We start from the raw sequence: 21751 nt of genomic DNA on the forward strand, positions 1-21751 counted from the left end.
TTTGGATTTCAAAATGTCTGCCCATCTATAACCTTTAAATAAAAGACGCTGCTAGAAGTGACAAATCACTTCAAGCAGCGTCTTTCGTATGTATACGCAATCTTCCGGTGTCTTTGCATGACTTACAAATTTATGCAAACTTTCACTTTAATTGAGTCAGCGATAAAGTTATTAATTTTGTTATAAAGCCTACTAAGTGCTTGGAAAAGCAAACAAGCGGTAAGTGTTCGTTATTTTTACAGAAGAGTTACTAATGCAGTTTCCATAAGATTGCTGATTTTCATTCTCTATGTGCAGTTCAATGTCCACAATACATAGTCGTAGTCGAGCACAATGGCAAAAAGTTTATATTTTATCATAAATAAAAAAGAGAAACACTAGCTTGCGCTAGCGCTTCTCTTTTTTTCATTGTGCAGACGTATTTTATATAATATTAAAATCATCGCCGCCACTATTAGTCCTTCTACAACGGGTAAGAAAAAGGCTAAAAATGTAAGCATTAAACATCCTAAAAGCAAAAAGATATAAATAACAATGTTTTGAGACAATCTTAACTTTTTTGCGAATCCGAGTTTATAAACTAACACAGATAGTAAGAAGATGACAAGATACAACGCGTATCCTGCCATATTGTAGTTCGGAAGGAATTCATAAAGAACACGCGCAGTTGGGTACATCTTGTCATAGACAAATTGCTGTTCGTTCAAGATTTCTCAACCTTTCTATCACACTCAGCCATTTTCAGCTGTTTTAGTTTTTTTCGTTACACGTTCACGTTCAGCTTTATCAAGCACTTTTTTACGCAAACGAATCGATTGAGGTGTAATTTCACAGTACTCATCATCATTTAGGTATTCAAGAGACTCTTCTAAAGTCATGATACGTGGTTTTTTTCTAGTTGTTGTTGCTTCTTTATTTGCAGAACGAATATTGTTGGCTGCTTTCATTTTTGTAATATTAACTGTTAAGTCATTATCACGAGTATGTTCTCCAACAATCATTCCTTCATAAATTTCAGAGCCTGGTTCAGCGAAAATTGTACCACGTTCTTCAATTCCTAAAATTCCGTATTCAGATGCAGTACCTGTTGACATTGCAACAAGAACACCTTTACTACGTCCACCTACACGACCTTTTTGCATTGGTTGGTAGCTATCAAATGTGTGGTTAATGATTCCGTATCCACGTGTTAACGTCATGAAATCAGTAGTGTATCCGATTAACCCACGAGCAGGAACCATAAATACTAAACGTACTTGACCTGAACCGTTATTAACCATATCAAGCATTTCACCTTTACGTTCACCCATTGATTCAATAATTGAACCAACATGTTCTTCAGGTACATCAACTTGAACACGTTCAACTGGCTCACAACGAACACCATCTATAACGCGAACGATAACTTCTGGTTTCGACACTTGTATTTCGAAACCTTCACGACGCATGTTTTCAATCAAGATTGATAAATGCAATTCTCCACGACCAGATACAACCCATGCATCAGGAGAGTCAGTTGGATCTACGCGAAGTGAAACATCTGTTTGAAGTTGAGATTGCAGGCGCTCATCAATTTTACGAGATGTTACCCATTTTCCTTCACGGCCAGCAAATGGACTGTTGTTCACTAGGAACGTCATTTGAAGAGTTGGCTCATCAATGCGTAAAATTGGTAATGCTTCAGGATGTTCAGTTGGACAAACTGTTTCTCCAACGTTGATATCTTCCATTCCTGATACGGCAATTAAATCACCAGCATGAGCTTGTTGAATATCAATACGTTTCAGACCCATAAATCCAAACATTTTTGTAACTCGGAAGTTTTTTGTTTTTCCGTCTAATTTCATAAGAGTTACTTGTTGTCCTAATTCCATTGTTCCACGGAAAACGCGGCCAATACCGATACGTCCAACGTAATCGTTATAATCTAAAAGAGCTACTTGGAACTGCAATGGCTCTTCTTTATTATCTACAGGAGCCGGGATTTTTTCGATAATTGCATCATAAATAACTTGCATGTTTTCTTCTTGATCTTCAACGTCAGAAGAAAGACTTGCAGTACCATTCATACCTGATGCAAAAATAACTGGAAATTCTAATTGATCGTCATTTGCTTCAAGTTCAATGAAAAGTTCAAGAACTTCGTCCACTACTTCTTCAGGACGTGCAAAGTCACGGTCAATTTTATTTACAACTACAATAGGTTGTAAATTTTGTTCTAGTGCTTTTTTCAATACAAAACGTGTTTGTGGCATACAGCCTTCGTATGCGTCAACGATTAGTAGAACACCGTCTACCATTTTCATTATACGTTCTACTTCTCCACCAAAATCAGCGTGGCCAGGCGTGTCAAGAATGTTAATCTTCACATCTTTATATTGGATCGCTGTATTTTTAGCTAGGATTGTTATACCGCGCTCACGCTCGATATCACCTGAATCCATGGCACGCTCGTCCACATGTTCGTTTGAACGGAAAGTACCAGATTGTTTCAACATTTGGTCAACTAAAGTAGTTTTACCATGGTCAACGTGGGCAATAATTGCAATATTTCTTAAATCGTGACGTAAATTAGTCAATTTTTTCACTCCAGATTCTTTTTTCGAGTCCTTAACTGTGTTATTATAGCACATGTTATAACTGTTTGTCAGATTTTCTATTGATAAATTATTATTATTATTTGGAGGCACATTCCATGAAAAATATTAAATGGGTATTTGTACTATTTTCCCTGCTAGCTTTATTATCAATGTTTGCCATTGGAATTTCTGTTGGCTTACGCAGTGTTCCAGGTATCCTTGCTAGCATATTATTACTTATTGTAGTAATGGGATTTGGCTTTAAAACAAAAAAGAAAATGCGCGACAAAGGATTATTGTAACAAAAAGCGTAAAGTGCCACTCTAGCGAGCCATGATGACAAAAGCAAGAAATGGATTTCTCCATTTCTTGCTTTTTATTATAAAAAAATGTTAAATATTGCTGTAGATATTCCGAAAACAGCTATGCTTTCTTAGTGCGAGCGCAAAGAGTCCTCGTCCTCAAAGCCAACTGAATGTTGGTCAGATGGCTTTGTAACGGATATCAACACTATAGACAGAGCCTATTTTAAAGAAATGTAATTACTTAGTAAAGTCTCATGTATACTTTTTCGAGCTACTAGGAAAGTATCTTGTTCTAAAAATTTTAGTGGCTGACCATTTAAATTTGTCGCAACCGCCCCAACTTCTTGAGCGATAACTACTCCTCCCGCTATGTCCCAAGGAGATAATCTCAAAGAAATATAAGCATCAATCCGCCCTGTTGCGACATAAGCAAGCTCAAGTGCAGCAGACCCGTATGAACGTATTCCTCTAACATCTTGAACAAGTTTAATTAGACCTTCATTATCAATACGACGGTTCGGTATAATCCAATTTGGACTTAATCCAATAATAGCTTCTGAAATTGTTGTTGATTCCAAAACCGGAATTGGTTCATCATTTAAATAAGCCCCATGCCCTTTTTGTGCACTATATAACTCATTGTGAATAACATCATATATGTAGCCTAATACTCCAACACCATCTTTATATATACCTAAAGAAATAGCAAAATTTCTTTGTTGATGGATAAAATTCATTGTGCCATCAATTGGATCTAACATCCATACGTAGCCATCTAATGCACTGATGTTATCACCGAATCCTTCTTCACCTAAAATCAAGTGTCCTGGATAATCTTTGCGAATATGATGAATAAAATATTGTTCAATTTCTTTATCAATATTGGTTACTAAGTCATTAGCATCCGATTTAGATTCAATAGCAAGTTCGCTTGAGAATGAATGGCGTATTTTTATTCCAGCTTTTTTTATTAAATCCTTTGCATAGTAATCTAGCATTTGATGTTCCAATGGATTAGCCGCCTTTCTAAATCATTCGTCTTCATTCCTTATTATAAACAAAAAAACACCTGGTGTCAGATATTGACGACCAGATGTTTACCAGTAATTACTAACTTTATATTTAATGTAGCGCATGTAATGCCTTCAACTCCGAATGAATTTCGCCTAGTCTTAACTTACTCTTATCAATTTCTTTTTGGTTTTCTTTTTGCATCGCATCGAACAAAGAGGCAAGTTCATAGTCAAGCTCAAATTTTAAACCGAGAATTAATTTCTTTTCTAAATCTTCTTTGCGAACTATATGGACAACTTGTTTCATGGTCTTACACCCCTTTTCTATTTAATCTAAATATTCTGATTGCTTATTATAACTTATGATACGATGATGGGTTTGTCAACTAAATAAAGCTACTTACATGATTTTTCCCCAATTTTTCATTAAACTAAACATAGGAAATGCGAAAGGTGAAAATAAAGTTGAAAAACAAATAGTAAAAGTGCCGATTTTGGGGTATTTGAAATAGAAGGTTTAGAACATCGTATGCAAGCATTGATTGAAAAAGTCCGACTAAAATCCAAAGAAATTAGTCATACATACGCTGCTTATTTTTCATATAAAACCGGAGATGAATTTTATCCTCACGTCGCATGCTAGACGTTCTGTAAATCCCCCTAAAAATTCACGTAACATTTACAAGGAACACCATTCGCTTCCACCAAATAAATATTAATAAGGAGTTTATCATTATGAAATTCAACGGTTTTACACAAAATGATTTTGATACATTTACAATTGAAGGGCTTCAACCAAGAATGACCGCAATCCAAGAACGAATTCAACCCAAGTTCCAAGCGATCGGACAACCGTTAACCGACGACCTTTCAGCAATACTTGGAAATGAGATGTTTTTGCATATCGCCAAGCATTTACGTCGAAGCGTCAATCCCCCTAACGATACTTGGTTGGCGATAGCAGGAAATAAACGGGGATATAAACAACACCCGCATTTTCAAATCGGGGTATATGACGACCACGTTTTCGTTTGGTTGGCGTTTATATACGAATTGCCAAATAAGTCGAATATCGCAAATACATTCTTGAAGAATTTGAAAACAATCAAGTCTACCGTTCCTAATGATTACGTCGTTTCATTAGATCATATGAAAAAAGATGCCATTTCATTAAAGGAAATCGACTTAAAAGAATCGCTTGAACGTTTTCGTGACGTCAAAAAGGCGGAGTTTCTAATTGGGAGACACTTTGCGGCAAATGACCCGATACTATCGAACGGAAACGAATTCTTCGACGTTGTAAAAGAAACATTTGAAACACTTCTTCCCTTATATAAATTATCGTTTAAATAAACTTCACCGATAAACTAAAGTCTTTTGACAGTATTGAGAAATTTCATCATTACTTCAATACCATATTGTTGATTAATTCCTTTTATTATCAGAATGAATGTTTAGTTAAATTCACTTAAAAAACAACGTTATTTGTACTTTCATTTACTGTGTGGTTTAAACTCAGATTAATAATTGTAAATAAAAAAGGAGCAAGGGATTATCTCCCTGCTCCTTTTATAATTGCGCCTGCAGTTGTCTCTTTCATTTTCTTAATGATTGGATAACAAATATATCCGCTTTCTTTTTCAAAATCTCGAAAGTAAGTTTTCTCTTCTGCAATAGATGGAACAATTTCTTTAAATCGACGATACTTTGCCATCAATTCTTCTCGTTTAACTCCTTTTTCATAAGCGTGTTCAATTACTTCAAAAAATTGGACAACATCTACAATTTCATTCGTTGACCAATCTTTTGAAAATGGATACGAAAAACTCATTTTGTTTCACCCTTTCCCTAGTTCCATTTTACGCGCAAGTTCTCTGCTTGAGTAATCATACGCGAAAATAATTCTTCCACAGAAGGGACATCTTCTATAAGGCCAGTTACTTGGCCAGCCCAACCAAAACCTTGTGATTCGAGACCTTCATATATATATTGTTTGTTAGCTTGACCACTAATATACTCTTTTAATGCTTCATACGTCGGTGTAGAAGCTTCAATTTCATGAATCTTTTCTGTCCACGAGTTAACGAGGACTCTTGCAGGAGCACCTATCGAGCGTTTAATAACCGTCGTTCCCGTTTCACTGCTATTTAGTAAAGCTTGCTTATATACCTGTGAGGCGTGAACGCATTCTTTTGTAGCGATAAAACGTGTTCCCATCTCTACGCCTTCAGCACCTAATGCAAGTGCGGCCATTAATCCACGTCCGTCTCCAATTCCACCTGAAGCAATTACTGGGATAGACACAGCATCCACGACACGGGGTACAAGAACCATTGTGCCAACATCGTCACGCCCTAAGTGTCCCCCACCTTCTTGCCCTACAACCATTACAGCGTCAGCACCAAGTTCTTCTGCTTTTTGCGCTTGTCTAGTTGCTGCTACTAAGACTAACTTTTTAATAGCAGTTCCTTTCAGCTGATTAAAAATAGCTGTAGGATTACCGCCAGTCATCGATACAACTGGTACATTCTCTTCAATTGCCACGTCAAGCATATGAGAAAACGGACGTCCTTGCTCTCCAATAGCGAAATTAACACCAAACGGTTGATCGGTTAGTGAACGCACTTTATGTATTTCTGTTCGCAGTGCCTCTGGTGTCTCCAGACTCATTGCAGTAATTTGGCCAAGTCCACCAGCGTTTGACACAGCTGCTGCCAAATCGGCATATGCCAGATATGCTAATCCTCCCTGAATGATTGGATATTTAATATGTAATAAGTCTGTAATGCGTGTTTGCCATTTCATTTAATAAATTCCTCCTATCTTCTACATACTGTATTCGTCTTAGTTATCAAAATTCCTTTATAATTTTATAGTCATCTGCTATTCATAGTGCTATAATTCACTTGTTTTTATTATTAATTATGTGTTCAAAAGGAAACCATTAAGAAATATGACTGCTATTTTTAATGAACTTTTGTAACACTCTCTTTAAGAAAGTTGAGGTGTGCGATCAGTGTCACAATTAGAAACCCCTTTATTTGATGTCTTGCTAAAACATCGCAATCGACATCCTATTCAATTTCATATTCCAGGTCATAAAAAAGGGAATGGCATGGATCCTGCGTTTCGTGAATTCGTCGGAGAAAACATTCTTTCCATTGACTTAATTAATATTGCTCCACTTGATGATTTACATTCGCCAAAAGGAGCCATAAAAAAAGCTCAGGAATTAGCTGCAGAAGCTTTTGGTGCTGACTTTACATTTTTCTCAGTACAAGGAACAAGCGGAGCCATTATGACTATGATTTTAAGTGTATGTGGGCCTAACGATAAAATTTTGGTGCCAAGAAATGTTCACAAATCAATAATGTCTGCAATTGTATTTGCTGGTGCGGTTCCAGTATTTATTCACCCAGAAGTTGATCCAGATCTTGGGATTTCGCACGGAATATCGGCAGAATCTGTGGAGAAAGCTCTTGAAGCCCACCCAGATGCTAAAGCTGTTCTGGTGATTAACCCAACATATTTCGGAATAGCGGCAGATTTGAAACGTATTGTTGAAATTTCACATAGACGTGAAATCCCAGTATTAGTCGACGAAGCACATGGTGTTCACATTCATTTCCATGAATCATTACCGATATCTGCCATGTCAGCTGGAGCTGATATGGCGGCAACTTCCGTACACAAACTGGGTGGTTCAATGACGCAAAGTTCCGTCTTAAATGTACGTGAAGGTTTAGTTTCTTCTAAGCGTGTACAATCGATATTATCAATGTTAACAACAACATCTACATCGTATCCAATTTTAGCGTCGCTTGATACCGCTAGACGTCAATTAGCTATCAATGGACATGACTTATTAACAACGACGATCCGCTTAGCTAAAGATGCACGAAAACGTATAAATCAAATCCCTCACCTACGTTGTGTAGGAAATGAGATATTGCGTACGTCAGCAACTTTCGATATAGACCCTACAAAATTATTAATTAGCGTTAAAAATTTGGGTATCACTGGGCACCAAGCGGAAGAATGGATGCGTGAAAATGCCAACATTGAAATTGAATTATCTGATCTTTACAACATTTTGTGTATCGTGACAATTGCAGATTCGAAAAAAGAATTAAACTTACTCATAAATGCACTCCAACGTATGGCACTGGCATTTGATTCAGAAGCTGCAATTCTCGAACCTTTTGTAACCATGCCTGATATTCCACTGTTAGCCATGACGCCACGAGATGCTTTCTATGCAACAACAGAGGTTGTGTTGTTTGCAGAATCAGTCGGACGTATATCAGCTGAATTTATCATGGTTTATCCACCAGGAATTCCAATTTTTATTCCAGGTGAAATTATTACTGCAGATAATATTGCGTATATTCATATGAATATCGAGGCTGGATTACCAGTTCAAGGTCCAGAAGACGATGAATTGAAGTTGATCCGAGTCATTAAAGAGCATAAAGCTTTTTATTAGATTAATTAAAAAAAGGCTGAGCTTCCGTTTTTGCGGATCATGCTCAGCCTTTTTATTAGATACTGTGAATAGGAATTGTATATTTGCACTACATTTATTGCTTATTCATATTAATCAATAGTTACGCCTTGAATTGTTGCTGGGTCAATCATTTCGTAACCTTTACCTCTAAGTCCTTCCACAATTCCTTTTAAAGCAGCAGCGGTCCATACACGATCATGCATCAATAAGTTTGCACCTTCCGTTAAGTACTCACTGTTGACCATGATATCGGTTAAAGTATCAGCATCTTGGTATTTCGCTTCCCAATCGTAGCCGTAGGTCCAATTCATTAACAGCATGCCTTGCTCTTTCACTAGCGCTTTGCTGAAATCTGTATTCACTCCAAATGGCGCACGGAAGAATTTTGGTTTTTCACCCGTTATCTCTTCGATTGTTTCATTTATTTTCATGATTTCTACTCGTTGTTGCTCTTCAGACAAACTCTTTAAATTTGCATGCGTTTGTGTGTGATTACCAATTGCAAAGCCCATATCATAAATCTCTTTTAATACAGCTTTTTCTTCATCGGTATCTACAAAGTGTCCATTTATGAAAAATATTGCTGGTGCGTTTAATGCTTTTAACGTTTTCGCCATTTCTAAAGACCGTTTGTCTGGTGCATCATCAATAGTTAAAAGCACTACTTTTGATGGTGCATCAGCAATTGGTTTAAACGACCAATTTGCTTTATTTAATGCATATAAGGGATCGGCAGTAGCTGATGCAGGTGACTCCTCTTCAATAACTTCTTCACTTGCTTCTTCCTCTACCTTTTCTTCTTCCTCAACTTCTTGTTGTACAGGAGCTGATGCGGGTGTTTTTGTTTCTGATTCTGTTTCCCCACATGCCGCTAACATTAATGCTAACAAACTCAAAGTCATAAATTTTATGTATTTCATATGTATCACCATAACCCTTTCGACAGTCATTTTAGCATAATTCCCATAAATATTTCTAGATATATTATAGAAAACAAAAAAACCGTACAGCAGAATTGCTGTACGGCAACAAGTAATTATTTAGATAAAATATGAATCGGATGACCCATTACAACTTCAGCAGCTTCCATTGAGATTTCTCCCAATGTTGGATGCGCGTGAATTGTCATGGCAATGTCTTCAACCGTCATGCCCGCTTCAATTGCTAATGCAAGCTCAGCGATCATATCAGAAGCACCTTGACCAACGATTTGAGCACCAAGCAGTAAACCATCAGATTTACGTGAAACAAGCTTCACGAAGCCTTCAGGAGTGTTTAATGCTAATGCACGCCCGTTTGCTCCGAATGGGAATTTCCCAGCCATAACTTCAAAGCCTTCTTTTTTAGCTTGCTCTTCGTTTAAACCAACTGTTGCTAGTTCCGGATCTGTGAAACAAACAGCTGGAATGGCTAAATAATCCACTATAGAAGTTTGTCCTGCAATTACTTCAGCTGCTACTTTACCTTCATAAGAAGCTTTATGAGCAAGTTGAAGTCCTGCAACCACGTCACCAATTGCAAAAATATTTTCGATGCTTGTACGAACTTGTTTGTCCACTTCGATCAAACCACGTTCGCCCATTTTAATACCCAGTTCTTCAAGACCCATCTCATCCGTGTTCGGACGACGACCAACTGTTACTAATACATAATCCGCTTCGACTTTCTTCTCTTCGCCGCCTGCTTCAAATGTAACAATTACACCAGATTCTGTTTCTTCAACACCTTTAGCTACTGCCTTAGTGACAATTTCCACGCCTTTTTTCTTCAAGCCTTTTTTGACAATTGACGTCATTTGCTTTTCAAAACCAGCTAAGATATCGTCTCCGCCTTCAACAATAGTTACTTGAGAACCAAGGTTTGCATAAGCTGTACCAAGTTCAGTTCCGATATAACCGCCGCCAATAACGACTAGTTTTCCTGGAATTTCAGTAAGACTCAATGCAGTTGTAGAGCTCAAGACACGTTTAGAAAACTTGAATGATGGAATTTCAACTGGTCGAGAACCAGTTGCGATAATCGCATGTTTAAACTTGTACGTTTGTGATGATTTTTCGTCCATTACACGAACCGTGTTTGCGTCAACAAAGTAAGCTTCACCAAGAACAACATCCACTTTATTTCCTTTTAATAAACCTTCAACTCCACCCGTTAATTTCTTAACGACACTGTCTTTGAACGCTTGTGCTTTTGAAAAGTCGATAGTAACTTCAGATGCTGTAATCCCCATATCATCTGAGTGTTTTGCTTGTTCAAAACGGTGACCGACTGAAATTAACGCTTTTGATGGAATACAACCAACGTTTAAACAAACGCCACCAATATGTTCTTTTTCAACGATTGTTACTTTTTGGCCAGTTTGAGCTGCACGAATTGCTGCAACATAACCGCCAGGGCCTGAGCCAATAATTAGCGTATCTGTTTCGATTGGAAAATCTCCTACTACCATTTTTTACGCCTCCATTAATAAAAGTTCTGGATTGCTAAGCAAACGTTTAATATTATTTAATGCGTGCTGAGCAGTCGCACCGTCGATCATTCGATGATCAAAGCTCATAGATAATGCTAACACAGGAGCCGCTACAATTTCACCATTTTTAATGACTGGTTTCTCTGCAATACGACCAATTCCTAGAATAGCAACTTCTGGATGGTTAATAACTGGAGTGAACCATTGTCCACCAGCTGAACCAATATTCGTAATTGAACATGAAGCACCCTTCATTTCAGCAAGTGATAATTTACCATCACGTGCTTTGCCAGCAAGTGTGTTGATTTCATCTGAAATCGCAAATACTGATTTTCTGTCTGCATGTTTAATAACAGGCACCATCAGACCTTTTTCGGTATCCGCAGCAATTCCGATATTGAAATAATGTTTCTGAACAATTTCACCAGCTTCATCATCTAATGAACGATTAAATTCTGGGAAATCACGCAATGTGCTTACCAAAGCTTTTACTACATAAGGTAAGTACGTTAATTTTACATTTTTTTCCGCAGCCAAGTCTTTGAACTTTTTGCGATGTGCAACAAGTTCTGTAACATCAACTTCATCCATTAAGGTCACATGAGGTGCTGTATGTTTTGAGTGAACCATTGCTTTCGCAATTGCTTTACGGACACCCGACATTTTCTCACGTGTTTCAGGGAATTCGCCTTCTAATGTCTTCTCTACCGGTTTAGCTGCTTTTTCATCTTTTTTATCAGTAGCTGTTTCATCATTCTCAACAACAGAATCTTGGGTCGTTGAATCAGAAGATTGATCACCATTCATAAACGCTTCAATATCTTCTTTCATAACACGTCCATTTTTTCCTGACCCGTTAACTTGAGAAACTTCCACGTCATTGTCGCGAGCAAATTTACGAACAGAAGGCATCGCAATTATGCGACCATTTGGATCTTTTTCAGCTTTTGGTTGAGCTTTTGATGAATCTGCCGCTTCTTTTTCAGGAGCTTGCTCTTTCGCAACAGAAGTCGCTTCTTTTTCTACTGTTTGACCATCTTCTGCAGTCGCTTGAACTTGAGCTTCTGTTTTTTCTTCTGCTTTAGGCTCGTCTTCATGATCACCTTTAAACTTTAGGTCTTCATACCCTGGTGCGTCAATACGAATTAATACTTGTCCAACTGTCGCAACTGTTCCTTCACCTATAAGGACTTCTTCTACTTTCCCAGTAACCGGTGATGGAATTTCTACAACTGCTTTGTCATTTTGGATTTCACATAAAATATCGTCTTCTTCTATAGTATCACCTGCGGTTACAAACCATTTAACGATTTCACCTTCGTGTATACCTTCACCGATATCTGGTAATTTAAATTCAAATGCCACAAAAATCACCCTTTCTGTTGATAGTGTCTATTAGAATGTTAATACTTTTTTCGCTGTTTCAATAATGTCTTTTGAGTTTGGTAACCATACTGTCTCTGCTTGAGAGAACGGGAATATAGTATCTGGTGCAGTTACACGAAGAACGGGTGCTTCTAAACTTAATATCGCACGCTCGTTAATTTCTGCAACAACATTCGCTGCAATACCAGCTTGTTTCTGTGCTTCTTGTACAACGATTGCACGTCCTGTTTTTTCAACAGAAGCAATAATTGTTTTAATATCTAATGGTTGTACGGTACGTAAATCAATTACTTCTACTGAGAAGCCTTCTTTTTCAAGCTCTTCTGCAGCTTTTAAACTTTCGTGTACCATAGCGCCATACGTAATAATTGATAAGTCTTTTCCTTCGCGTTTTACTGCTGCTTCGCCTAAAGGGATTGTATACTCTTCTTCAGGTACATCTTCACGGAATGATCGATATAATTTCATATGTTCCAAGAAAATAACAGGATCATTGTCACGAATTGAAGAAATTAATAGGCCTTTTGCATCGTAAGGTGAAGAAGGAATAACTACTTTCAAACCTGGTTGAGCAGCCATTAAGCCTTCTAAACTATCTGCATGCATTTCTGGAGTATGAACACCACCGCCAAAAGGTGATCGTATTGTAACTGGAGCATGGTATTTACCCCCACTACGGAAACGCATACGAGCTAATTGACCACTGATCGAATCCATTACTTCAAAAACAAAACCAAAGAATTGAATTTCAGGAACAGGACGGTATCCTTCTAATGATAGGCCTACTGCTAGACCACCAATACCTGACTCTGCAAGAGGTGTATCGAATACACGATCTTCCCCAAATTCTTTTTGTAAGCCTTCAGTTGCACGGAATACTCCGCCGTTATTTCCAACGTCTTCACCGAAGACGAGGACATTTTCATCATTTTTCAGTTCATTACGGAGTGCATCCGTAATTGCTTGAATCATCGTCATTTGTGCCATCGGTTACTTCGACTCCTTCTCTTTGTAGATTTCATATTGTTCTTTTAAGTTAAATGGCATTTCGTCGCCATACATGAATTCCATTAAATCAGTTACTTTTTGTTTTGGTGCAGCATCAGCTGTTTTAATAGCAGCTTTAATTTCTTCTTTTGCCTGCTCAATTACTTCGTTTTCTTTTTCTTCATTCCAAAGCTTTTTAGCTTCTAAATACATACGAAAACGTACAATAGGATCTTTCTTTTCCCATTCAGAATCTGTTTCAGACGTACGGTATCGAGTTGGATCATCTCCAGCCATTGTATGAGGTCCATAACGATAACATAAGGCTTCAATCAATGTTGGTCCTTCGCCATTCACTGCACGTTCTCGCGCATCACGCGTTGCTACGTATACTGCTAATGGATCCATTCCATCAACTAGAATACTTGGAATTCCAGCCGCAATCCCTTTTTGTGCAATTGTTTTCGCAGCTGTCTGTAATTCACGTGGTGTTGAAATAGCAAATTGGTTATTTTGAACAATGAAAATTGCTGGTGAACGGAATGCACCTGCAAAGTTGATTCCTTCATAGAAGTCTCCTTGTGAAGAACCACCGTCACCTGTATATGTAACTGCAACAGATTTTTTACCGCGTTTTTGCATACCAAGTGCTACTCCAGCAGCTTGGACGAATTGAGCACCAATAATAATTTGTGGCGGGATTACTTTTACGTCTTCAGGAATCTGGTTACCCATGAAATGGCCACGAGAGAATAAAAATGCTTGAGAAAGTGGCAAACCATGCCAAATCATTTGTGGTACGTCACGATATCCAGGAAGGATGAAGTCCTCTTTTTCAAGAGCAAAGTGTGATGCAAGTTGTGAAGCTTCTTGTCCAGCAGTTGGTGCATAGAAACCCAGACGTCCTTGACGATTTAATGAAATCGATCGTTGATCAAGAATACGTGTGTAAACCATTCGTCGCATTAACTCAACTAACTCATCATCCGATAAGTTTACTTCAGCATCTTTGTTTACGATTTCGCCTTCTTCGTTCAAAATCTGAAACATTTCAAACTTTTCTTCAATCGCATGAAGTGTTTCTACTGGGCCTAATTGCTTGGCATTTTTTGCTGCCATGTTAACACTCTCCTTTAACTAACTGTATTAAAAAATCATTTATAATCAAGTGATACAATGTCCATTCTTACCTAGTATACTCAACTTTAAATTGGTGGTCAATCATGTGTAACTCTAGTGAAATAACAACTTACTGTTTATTAAATATTCACTCAAACGAAATCTGTACTAGTACAAACTGGCATCTGTACTATAAAAGATAACACTTTTGAAACCCATCATTTTACATAAAAAAAAGACTTCACTTGGAAGTCCTTTCACTTTTCATCTAAAGCATCATATATTGAAACTTTCAATTCATTTAATTCTATTGTGGCTTCGTTAAATTCATTAATTGAAGATTGTACAATATCATTTTGTTCGTTTACTTTTAATACTTGTTCTTGAAGTTGAGCTTGTTCCGTTTCTTCATCTACTAGCATATCGTAGAGTACAGTTTGTAAGTCAGTTAATTTTTGATACTCTTTACTAACAACATCATGTGCTTGATAACGAGTTTCTATTAATGATTTCAAATCAATTAATGTCGTTTTTATTTCTTCTTCCTTTACCTCATCTATAAGACTATCAAATGAAGATATAGAAGCGAGTGCACTTTCAATCGATTCGTTCTCTTCATTAAGTAAAGTCAACCTTTCCATTAAAGAAGATTTTAGTTCCTCTACTTTTATTGACACTTCTTCTTGTTGTTCTTGTGTCAATTCCATGCTTGAGTTAAAAGTACTTTGTTCTTTCTTTTCTAAGACAGTCAATTGTTGTTGTGCGTCTCGATATCCTTGCTCTTCTTCATATATTGTTGCTAATGTTTCTGATAACTTTTCTTCTGTAGTTACTCCTATAGAACATGCTGAAAGTATTATCGAAGTGGAAAGAAAAGTGCCAATTACGATTTTTTTCATTAAATAGCCCCCTAAACCTTTTTATACTATATCCTCTCAAGGAAGATATTTCAATATTTCTAAATTCTTCTTTTCATTTGCATGGATGCCATCCTTCGCTATACTTAATAGATAGTAACTATTGGAAAGGAAGACTTGAATGTTTGAACTAAAAGATATTATCCGCGAAGGACATCCTACTTTGCGACAAAAAGCGCAGGAAATAAAATTTCCTTTATCAACTGAAAACGCAAAATTAGCACAGGACTTACATGATTATGTAAAGAATAGTCAAGATGCAGATATGCTTGCCCGTTATGATTTACGTCCTGGTATTGGTATTGCTGCACCTCAAGTCAATATAGCGAAGCGAATGTTTGCACTTCATTTGCAAGATGATGAATCTAAGTTAAGTTTAGTTGCCATAAACCCTAAAATCATTAGTCACTCGGTCGAAAAAACCTATATTACAGTAGGCGAAGGCTGTTTATCTGTTGATCGAGTTATTGAAGGATACGTTCCTAGATATGCACGTATTACTGCCAAAGGCTTTTATCCAGATGGAAGAGAATTTAAACTACGCTTAAAAGGTTTATCTGCAATTGCTTTTCAACATGAACTTGATCATTTGAACGGTGTGATGTTCTTCGATCGTATTAATCAAGAAAATCCATTTGAAGAAATTCCTAATTCAGTCCCATTTGAAAAGGAAAAATAAGATAAATAATTTTGAGGTTCCTAGTTATTGGGAACCTTTTTACCTTTTAAATAAGATTTAAATAATTCATCGCGTTGACTAAACCATCATCATCCACGTGAGTTGTCACATAATTAGCGCGTTTTAGAGCTTCTTCGTGACCATTTCCCATAACAACTCCATATCCTACCGTTTCTAACATTTCAATATCGTTTAAACCGTCTCCAAATGCAATTGTATCCTTTATATCAATATTGAATTTTTGACATATGAACTTAACAGCGTTTGCTTTTGACGCACCTTTAGGCAAGATGTCAGCAGATACACGATGCCACCTTACAAATTTCAAGTGAGGGAAATCTTCTTGATACGCTAGTTCTTCTTCCATTGAACAAAACAGCAGTGCTTGATAAATATTGTTGTTCAAAATAAAATTTTCTTCAAAATTAGGATGCGGAAATTTTAAGCTGTTCATACTTTCTTCAATTTGTGGATGATATGTAATAGATGAAATCATTTTTTCAGCATTCATATATACCATAGGATGATTATGTTCTCTTGCAAATTCTGAAACCAATTTTAGTTGAATTGGATTAATTTCATTGTGAGATATAACTTTATTTTGATAGACAACATATTGACCATTAAAACAAATGTAAGAATCAATCTCTAACTCTTTTAAAACTTCTTGAATCATAAATGGTGCACGTCCGGTAGCAATAACCACTTCATGCCCCTTATTCCTTGCTTCAAAGACGGCTTCCTTCGCCTTTATTGGTATTTGTTTATTAGAATCATACAGTGTTCCGTCTATATCAAAAAATAAAACTTTTTTCATTCCTTTCATCCTCTCTATTGCATGAATTGTACTAAAGACAAGTACTCTTTACAAAAGTCTAAATTTTCTGTATAATAGGAGCAAGGAGTGATTTGCCCATGTTAAAGCGTCTAAAAAGGAAATTATTGAGACGGCTAGGCGGCATACTCGGGAAAAAACTAATTGCATAATTATTTGCCCTGCTAATTATAGTAGGGCTTTTCTTTATTTTAAAACAGGCTCGTGATAATATAAAGAGAGTGAAATTATTATGAACGTGAAAAAGGAGAGCAAAACATGATTTACAAAGTATTTTATCAAGAAAACCCGCTTGAAGTGCCAGTTCGCGAAAACACAAAAAGCCTATACATTGAAGCATCTTCTGAACGTGAAGTTCGCTTCGCATTAAAGGATCGCAACTATAATGTCGAATTTGTTCAGCTACTTGAAGGTAATCATTTAACCTATGAGCAAGCTAACGAAAACTTTATAGTGGAGAAACAGTAAACTATATGAAATTTGTTAAGAATGACCAAACAGCGGTTTTCGCACTAGGCGGACTGGGCGAAATCGGCAAAAACACATACGGTATCCAATTTCAAGATGAAATAATATTAATTGATGCAGGTATTAAATTTCCAGAAGATGAACTACTTGGAATTGACTATGTCATTCCTGACTATTCGTATCTCGTGAAAAATGTAGACAAAATTAAAGGTCTATTTATTACACACGGTCATGAAGATCACATCGGTGGTATTCCTTATTTACTAAAACAATTGAATGTGCCTGTTTACGGCGGAAAACTTGCGCTTGGTTTGTTACGCAACAAACTTGAAGAGCACGGTCTACTTCGTACAACAAAAATGCACGTTATTACGGAAGATGAAATTATTAAATTCCGTAAAACATCTGTTAGTTTTTACAGAACGACACACAGTATTCCAGATGCATTTGGAATAGTTGTTAAAACACCATCTGGAAATATAGTTCACACAGGAGATTTCAAGTTTGATTTCACACCTGTAGGAGAACCTGCTAATATTACCAAAATGGCTGAAATTGGTCGTGATGGCGTGCTTTGTTTATTATCAGATAGTACAAATGCAGAAGTACCTGAATTCACAATGTCTGAGCGAAAAGTTGGAGAAAGCTTATCGGAAATATTCCGTAAAGTAAATGGACGTATTATTTTCGCAACGTTTTCTTCTAATATTTTTCGTGTACAACAAGTGGTAGAAGCTGCAATTCGTCATGGTCGTAAAATCGCCGTATTTGGTCGAAGCATGGACAACGCAATAAATATTGGACGTGAACTGGGCTATATCATTGCACCGAATGAAACATTTGTTGATACACAAACATTAAATCGTCTCCCAGCAAGTGAAGTGATGATTTTATGTACAGGTAGTCAAGGTGAGCCTATGGCGGCTTTGTCTCGTATAGCAAATGGAACACATCGCCAAATTCAAATTCAACCTGCAGATACGGTTATCTTTTCCTCTTCTGCAATTCCAGGAAATCGCAGTAGCATTAACCGTACAATTAACTTGTTATTCCGCGCAGGAGCAGATGTCATTCATGGCTCATTAAGTAACATCCATACTTCAGGGCATGGTTCCCAAGAAGAACAAAAATTGATGTTACGATTAATGAAACCTAAATTCTTCATGCCTATTCATGGTGAGTATCGTATGCTAAAAATACATACGGAACTAGCTATTGATTGTGATGTTAAACCAGAGAATACATTTATTATGGAAAATGGCGATGTCTTGGCACTAAGCCAAAACGAAGCAGCAGTTGCTGGTCGTATCCCATCTGGTGATGTATACATTGATGGTAGTGGAATTGGTGATGTTGGCAATGTTGTATTACGTGATCGTCGCATTTTATCTGAAGAAGGTTTAGTTATTGTTGTGGTGAGTACAGATCAAGAACGTCAGAAGATTGTTTCTGGACCAGACATCATTTCTCGTGGATTCGTTTATATGCGTGAATCTGGAGCAATGATTAATGAAGCTCAACATATGTTAAATCGTCATTTACAAAAAACAATTCAATCAAAAAATATTCCTTTTTCTGAATTGAAAAGTGAAATTGTAGATGTATTAGGACCATATTTATATGAAAAAACAAAGCGTCGTCCAATGATTTTACCAGTTATAATGGAAGTTTAATAACAAGAAAAAAGCTGTGCAGCTATCACTTATTGTGATAAACTGCACAGCTTTTCTTATGTTTGTTAGACACTATCCACCACCAACCAAGGTCCCTATTACGGGCAGAAATCACAGGTGTCGATCTATAAGTGGCCTGCTTCGCTTTTCTTTAGTGTCTAGCTCCGCAGGCCAGATCGCACCTTAGCTTCAGAAACTCATGCGGAAACAAGTTTCCGAATCGTTTCTTCCAGCACCGGTGTCGATCTATAGTGGCCTGCTTCGCTTTTCTTTAGTGCATGGCTTTTTTTTCAAATCGGATAATATCTGCGTCTGCCCCGATAACAATTAGAATATCATTAATAAGAATTTCTTCATCCGCTTGCGGAGATACGAGAATATCATCTCCACGTTTAATCCCTACGATGTTTATACCATATTTCGCTCGAATATCAAGATCAATTAATGTTGAACCAGCTAATAGTTCATTTGCCTTAATCTCCATTATGGAATGTTCATCAGAAAGTTCGAGATAATCCAAGACATTATTTGAAATCATATTATTAGCTATACGAATTCCCATGTCACGTTCAGGATGGACGACTTGATCAGCACCGATTTTACGTAATACTTTCTCGTGATAATCATTTTGAGCTTTTACGGTGATTTTATTGACACCGATTTCTTTTAACATAAGAGTAGTTAGTATGCTTGATTGGATATCGTCTCCTATCGCTACAATTACATGTTCAAAATTACGAATTCCGAGTGATTTCAAGACTGATTCATCCGTTGTATCAGCGACCACGGCTTGTGTCGCAATTGATGCAAATTCATCAACACGTTCAGCAGATTTATCGATGGCCATGACATCTGCACCTTGTTCAACAAGCTCTCGAACAATGCTTCCACCAAATCGACCTAAACCAATAACTACGAATTCTTTCTTCATCCTTCAACCTCCGTTATGCAACGATTGCACATAGTGTATCACAACTTTGAAAGACGCTCAAATTCAATTTAACACGTCTTCAAATTGGGCCATTACAAGGTGGTGATAATGACCACGGTCTTTCATTAATGAATCATGATTTCCTGATTCAAGTACGCTACCATTTTCCAAAACTATAATCTGATCTGCTTCACGTATTGTAGATAAACGATGTGCAATAATGATTGCAGTTCGATTTTTCAAAAGAGTGCGCAATGCCACTTGAATTTGAATTTCCGTTTCTGTATCAATGGATGCAGTTGCTTCATCTAAGATAATAATTCTTGGATTAGCAAGAATCGCACGAGCAAATGATAACAACTGTCTCTCACCAACGGATAATATATTCCCTCGCTCTTCTACTTCAGTATCGTAACCTTTAGACAACCGGTCAATAAACCCATTCGCTCCAACAGCTTGTGCAGCATTTTTCACTTCTTCATCTGTTGCATGTGGGTTACCAAAACGAATATTCTCCAGAATTGAACCTGAGAAAATAAAAGTTTCTTGTAACACAATACTGATTTGTTCACGTAAATCACTTAATGATAAATCGCGAATATCCACCCCATCCATTTTAACAACACCACTGGTTGGATCATAGAAACGTGATACTAAATTGGCTATCGTTGTCTTACCAGAACCGGTATGTCCAACGAGTGCAACTGTCTTTCCAGCTTTCATTTCAAGTGTAATTCCATTTAATGCCAAGCGGTTTTTTTCATAACCAAATTCTACATGCTCAAATTCAATAAGTCCTTTTAATTGATTGATCTTTTGGGGATTTTCTTTTTCGTGAACTAATGGCTGTTCATCTAAAAATTCAAAAATACGTTCAGATGATGCCATTCCCATCAATAGTTGACTATATACCATACCTAAACGTGAAATAGGCTCCCAAAACATACCTAGATAAAAAGCAAAAGCGACAAAAGCTCCAAGATCTAGTTGACCATTTTTAATCAAGTAAGCACCGTATAGTATTAATACCACGGATCCAATTGCATTTGTTATTTCAACAAATGGACGGAACAACGCGTTCTTTTTCGTTGCCACACGCCATGATTCGTAACTTTCTTCATTAATTCCATTAAAGAAAGCCATGTTTTCATTTTCCTGTGTAAATGATTGTGTAATACGCATTCCTTGAATACTTTCATTCAAATGCGAGTTAATTTTCGATTGTTTCATACGCACATCTTGCCAAGATCGACGAATATTTTTACGTAACGTCGTTGATATGAAAAACATCAATGGCAAAATAACGAGTACAGCAAGCGCCAGTGGTGGGCTTAGTGTAAATAGAATGATGAGAACACCAGCAAGGAGAAGAATATCCATTAATAAATTAATAACACCATTTGTAAAAAGTTCTTGGAGCGAGTTAATATCATTCATTATTCGTACTAAAATTGAACCTGCAGACCGCTGATCAAAAAAACGATGTGATAGCCATTGTACATGCGTAAATAAATGTTTTCGCAAATCGTAGATCACGTTTTGACCAAGTTCATTCATCCACCTTATTCGAAAACGATTGGCAATGGTATTAATAATATATAATACCGCAATTGACCCGACAAGAATCCAAAGCATCTGACCATCTTTGTTTTCTAACGCTTTATCGATAACAAATACACCAATCAATATGGGTATAAGAAGTCTAATGAGGGTCGTAATCGTAACAGCAATAAATGCTTTTGGTAGTAATGAACGTGAGTAAGGTTTTACATAAGTAAATAAACGAGCGAGTTGGGACCAATTAAATGGTGCATCAATTACATCATCCGAAGAGTAGCGGAATCGTTTTAAAACACTAGGATTAATTTTTTTTGTCATTGTG

General features: G+C 36.9%; 21 protein-coding genes and 1 pseudogene. 7 read left to right on the forward strand and 15 right to left on the reverse strand.

The annotated features are described in order from the left end of the window. Positions 1-377 precede the first annotated feature (377 nt). Both E2636_RS10735 and typA read right to left on the reverse strand, forming a co-directional pair. A complete protein-coding gene (locus E2636_RS10735) occupies positions 378-707 on the reverse strand; it encodes a YlaH-like family protein (protein ID WP_134210184.1) in 330 nt (109 codons plus the stop codon). Between the two features lie 24 nt (positions 708-731). Further along, the gene (typA, locus tag E2636_RS10740) at positions 732-2579 is read right to left on the reverse strand and encodes a translational GTPase TypA (protein ID WP_134210185.1); all 1848 of its coding nucleotides are present in this window, start codon (positions 2577-2579) and stop codon (positions 732-734) included. Between the two features lie 116 nt (positions 2580-2695). Here typA and E2636_RS10745 point away from each other — a divergent pair, with 116 nt between their 5' ends. Beyond that, positions 2696-2881, forward strand: a complete 186-nt coding sequence (locus E2636_RS10745) for a YlaF family protein (RefSeq protein ID WP_134210186.1) — start codon at positions 2696-2698, stop codon at positions 2879-2881. 221 nt (positions 2882-3102) lie between these two features. On the opposite strand, the gene E2636_RS10750 is transcribed toward E2636_RS10745, so the two are convergent. Continuing rightward, complete coding sequence (locus E2636_RS10750) at positions 3103-3894, reverse strand: inositol monophosphatase family protein (RefSeq protein WP_134210187.1); 792 nt, start codon at positions 3892-3894, stop codon at positions 3103-3105. A 112-nt stretch (positions 3895-4006) separates the two neighbouring features. After that, positions 4007-4204, reverse strand: coding sequence for a hypothetical protein (locus tag E2636_RS10755; RefSeq protein ID WP_134210188.1), 198 nt, complete (start codon positions 4202-4204; stop codon positions 4007-4009). Between the two features lie 189 nt (positions 4205-4393). Between E2636_RS10755 and E2636_RS10760 the strand changes: the two are divergent. Beyond that, positions 4394-4540: pseudogene (locus tag E2636_RS10760) on the forward strand (DUF1054 family protein); the annotation flags it as partial. Between the two features lie 92 nt (positions 4541-4632). After that, a complete protein-coding gene (locus tag E2636_RS10765; protein ID WP_134210189.1) occupies positions 4633-5250 on the forward strand; it encodes a YktB family protein in 618 nt (205 codons plus the stop codon). 199 nt (positions 5251-5449) lie between these two features. Here E2636_RS10765 and E2636_RS10770 read toward each other — a convergent pair whose 3' ends face one another. Both E2636_RS10770 and E2636_RS10775 read right to left on the reverse strand, forming a co-directional pair. Then, positions 5450-5728 (reverse strand): UPF0223 family protein, encoded by a 279-nt coding sequence (locus tag E2636_RS10770; protein WP_017379520.1) that lies wholly within the window; start codon positions 5726-5728, stop codon positions 5450-5452. Positions 5729-5745: 17 nt separating this feature from the next. Next, complete coding sequence (locus E2636_RS10775) at positions 5746-6702, reverse strand: NAD(P)H-dependent flavin oxidoreductase (protein ID WP_134210190.1); 957 nt, start codon at positions 6700-6702, stop codon at positions 5746-5748. Between the two features lie 211 nt (positions 6703-6913). Between E2636_RS10775 and E2636_RS10780 the strand changes: the two genes are divergently transcribed. After that, positions 6914-8383, forward strand: a complete 1470-nt coding sequence (locus E2636_RS10780) for an aminotransferase class I/II-fold pyridoxal phosphate-dependent enzyme (protein ID WP_134210191.1) — start codon at positions 6914-6916, stop codon at positions 8381-8383. Positions 8384-8493: 110 nt separating this feature from the next. Here the strand turns inward: E2636_RS10780 and E2636_RS10785 are convergent, their stop codons facing one another. From E2636_RS10785 to E2636_RS10810, 6 genes are all read right to left on the reverse strand, one after another. Next, complete coding sequence (locus tag E2636_RS10785) at positions 8494-9324, reverse strand: polysaccharide deacetylase family protein (RefSeq protein ID WP_134210192.1); 831 nt, start codon at positions 9322-9324, stop codon at positions 8494-8496. Between the two features lie 116 nt (positions 9325-9440). After that, positions 9441-10853: a dihydrolipoyl dehydrogenase gene (gene lpdA, locus E2636_RS10790; RefSeq protein WP_134210193.1), complete on the reverse strand. Its 1413-nt coding sequence runs from the start codon at positions 10851-10853 to the stop codon at positions 9441-9443. 3 nt (positions 10854-10856) lie between these two features. After that, positions 10857-12239, reverse strand: a complete 1383-nt coding sequence (locus E2636_RS10795) for a dihydrolipoamide acetyltransferase family protein (RefSeq protein ID WP_134210194.1) — start codon at positions 12237-12239, stop codon at positions 10857-10859. Positions 12240-12269: 30 nt separating this feature from the next. Beyond that, positions 12270-13247 carry an alpha-ketoacid dehydrogenase subunit beta gene (locus E2636_RS10800; RefSeq protein WP_134210195.1) on the reverse strand — a complete coding sequence of 326 codons (978 nt, stop codon included), beginning with the start codon at positions 13245-13247 and terminating at the stop codon, positions 12270-12272. A 3-nt stretch (positions 13248-13250) separates the two neighbouring features. Further along, complete coding sequence (gene pdhA, locus E2636_RS10805; RefSeq protein WP_134210196.1) at positions 13251-14366, reverse strand: pyruvate dehydrogenase (acetyl-transferring) E1 component subunit alpha; 1116 nt, start codon at positions 14364-14366, stop codon at positions 13251-13253. 257 nt (positions 14367-14623) lie between these two features. Then, positions 14624-15265: a YkyA family protein gene (locus E2636_RS10810; protein WP_134210197.1), complete on the reverse strand. Its 642-nt coding sequence runs from the start codon at positions 15263-15265 to the stop codon at positions 14624-14626. A 139-nt stretch (positions 15266-15404) separates the two neighbouring features. Between E2636_RS10810 and def the strand changes: the two genes are divergently transcribed. Beyond that, a complete protein-coding gene (gene def, locus E2636_RS10815) occupies positions 15405-15962 on the forward strand; it encodes a peptide deformylase (RefSeq protein ID WP_134210198.1) in 558 nt (185 codons plus the stop codon). Positions 15963-16008: 46 nt separating this feature from the next. Here the strand turns inward: def and E2636_RS10820 are convergent, their stop codons facing one another. Next, positions 16009-16779: a Cof-type HAD-IIB family hydrolase gene (locus E2636_RS10820; protein ID WP_134210199.1), complete on the reverse strand. Its 771-nt coding sequence runs from the start codon at positions 16777-16779 to the stop codon at positions 16009-16011. Positions 16780-17055: 276 nt separating this feature from the next. On the opposite strand from E2636_RS10820, the gene E2636_RS10825 reads away from it, so the two are divergent. After that, positions 17056-17265, forward strand: a complete 210-nt coding sequence (locus tag E2636_RS10825; RefSeq protein ID WP_134210200.1) for a DNA-dependent RNA polymerase subunit epsilon — start codon at positions 17056-17058, stop codon at positions 17263-17265. 5 nt (positions 17266-17270) lie between these two features. After that, a complete protein-coding gene (rnjA, locus tag E2636_RS10830; protein WP_134210201.1) occupies positions 17271-18938 on the forward strand; it encodes a ribonuclease J1 in 1668 nt (555 codons plus the stop codon). 271 nt (positions 18939-19209) lie between these two features. Here the strand turns inward: rnjA and E2636_RS10835 are convergent, their stop codons facing one another. Together E2636_RS10835 and E2636_RS10840 are read right to left on the reverse strand one after the other, a co-directional pair. Beyond that, positions 19210-19869: a potassium channel family protein gene (locus tag E2636_RS10835; protein WP_134210202.1), complete on the reverse strand. Its 660-nt coding sequence runs from the start codon at positions 19867-19869 to the stop codon at positions 19210-19212. Between the two features lie 63 nt (positions 19870-19932). Further along, positions 19933-21747, reverse strand: coding sequence for an ABC transporter ATP-binding protein (locus E2636_RS10840; RefSeq protein WP_134210203.1), 1815 nt, complete (start codon positions 21745-21747; stop codon positions 19933-19935). Between the last annotated feature and the right edge of the window lie 4 nt (positions 21748-21751).

Source organism: Paenisporosarcina antarctica (genome assembly GCF_004367585.1).
Classification (GTDB): Bacteria; Bacillota; Bacilli; order Bacillales_A; family Planococcaceae; genus Paenisporosarcina; species Paenisporosarcina antarctica.

Bases quoted from the DNA above. Each gene is read 5' to 3' on its own strand.
- E2636_RS10745 (WP_134210186.1), top strand. From the start codon at position 2,696: ATGAAAAATATTAAATGGGTATTTGTACTATTTTCCCTGCTAGCTTTA.
- E2636_RS10755 (WP_134210188.1), bottom strand. From the start codon at position 4,204: ATGAAACAAGTTGTCCATATAGTTCGCAAAGAAGATTTAGAAAAGAAA.
- E2636_RS10765 (WP_134210189.1), top strand. From the start codon at position 4,633: ATGAAATTCAACGGTTTTACACAAAATGATTTTGATACATTTACAATT.
- E2636_RS10770 (WP_017379520.1), bottom strand. From the start codon at position 5,728: ATGAGTTTTTCGTATCCATTTTCAAAAGATTGGTCAACGAATGAAATT.
- E2636_RS10775 (WP_134210190.1), bottom strand. From the start codon at position 6,702: ATGAAATGGCAAACACGCATTACAGACTTATTACATATTAAATATCCA.
- E2636_RS10785 (WP_134210192.1), bottom strand. From the start codon at position 9,324: ATGAAATACATAAAATTTATGACTTTGAGTTTGTTAGCATTAATGTTA.
- lpdA (WP_134210193.1), bottom strand. From the start codon at position 10,853: ATGGTAGTAGGAGATTTTCCAATCGAAACAGATACGCTAATTATTGGC.
- E2636_RS10800 (WP_134210195.1), bottom strand. From the start codon at position 13,247: ATGGCACAAATGACGATGATTCAAGCAATTACGGATGCACTCCGTAAT.
- pdhA (WP_134210196.1), bottom strand. From the start codon at position 14,366: ATGGCAGCAAAAAATGCCAAGCAATTAGGCCCAGTAGAAACACTTCAT.
- E2636_RS10810 (WP_134210197.1), bottom strand. From the start codon at position 15,265: ATGAAAAAAATCGTAATTGGCACTTTTCTTTCCACTTCGATAATACTT.
- def (WP_134210198.1), top strand. From the start codon at position 15,405: ATGTTTGAACTAAAAGATATTATCCGCGAAGGACATCCTACTTTGCGA.
- E2636_RS10820 (WP_134210199.1), bottom strand. From the start codon at position 16,779: ATGAAAAAAGTTTTATTTTTTGATATAGACGGAACACTGTATGATTCT.
- E2636_RS10825 (WP_134210200.1), top strand. From the start codon at position 17,056: ATGATTTACAAAGTATTTTATCAAGAAAACCCGCTTGAAGTGCCAGTT.
- rnjA (WP_134210201.1), top strand. From the start codon at position 17,271: ATGAAATTTGTTAAGAATGACCAAACAGCGGTTTTCGCACTAGGCGGA.
- E2636_RS10835 (WP_134210202.1), bottom strand. From the start codon at position 19,869: ATGAAGAAAGAATTCGTAGTTATTGGTTTAGGTCGATTTGGTGGAAGC.
- E2636_RS10840 (WP_134210203.1), bottom strand. From the start codon at position 21,747: ATGACAAAAAAAATTAATCCTAGTGTTTTAAAACGATTCCGCTACTCT.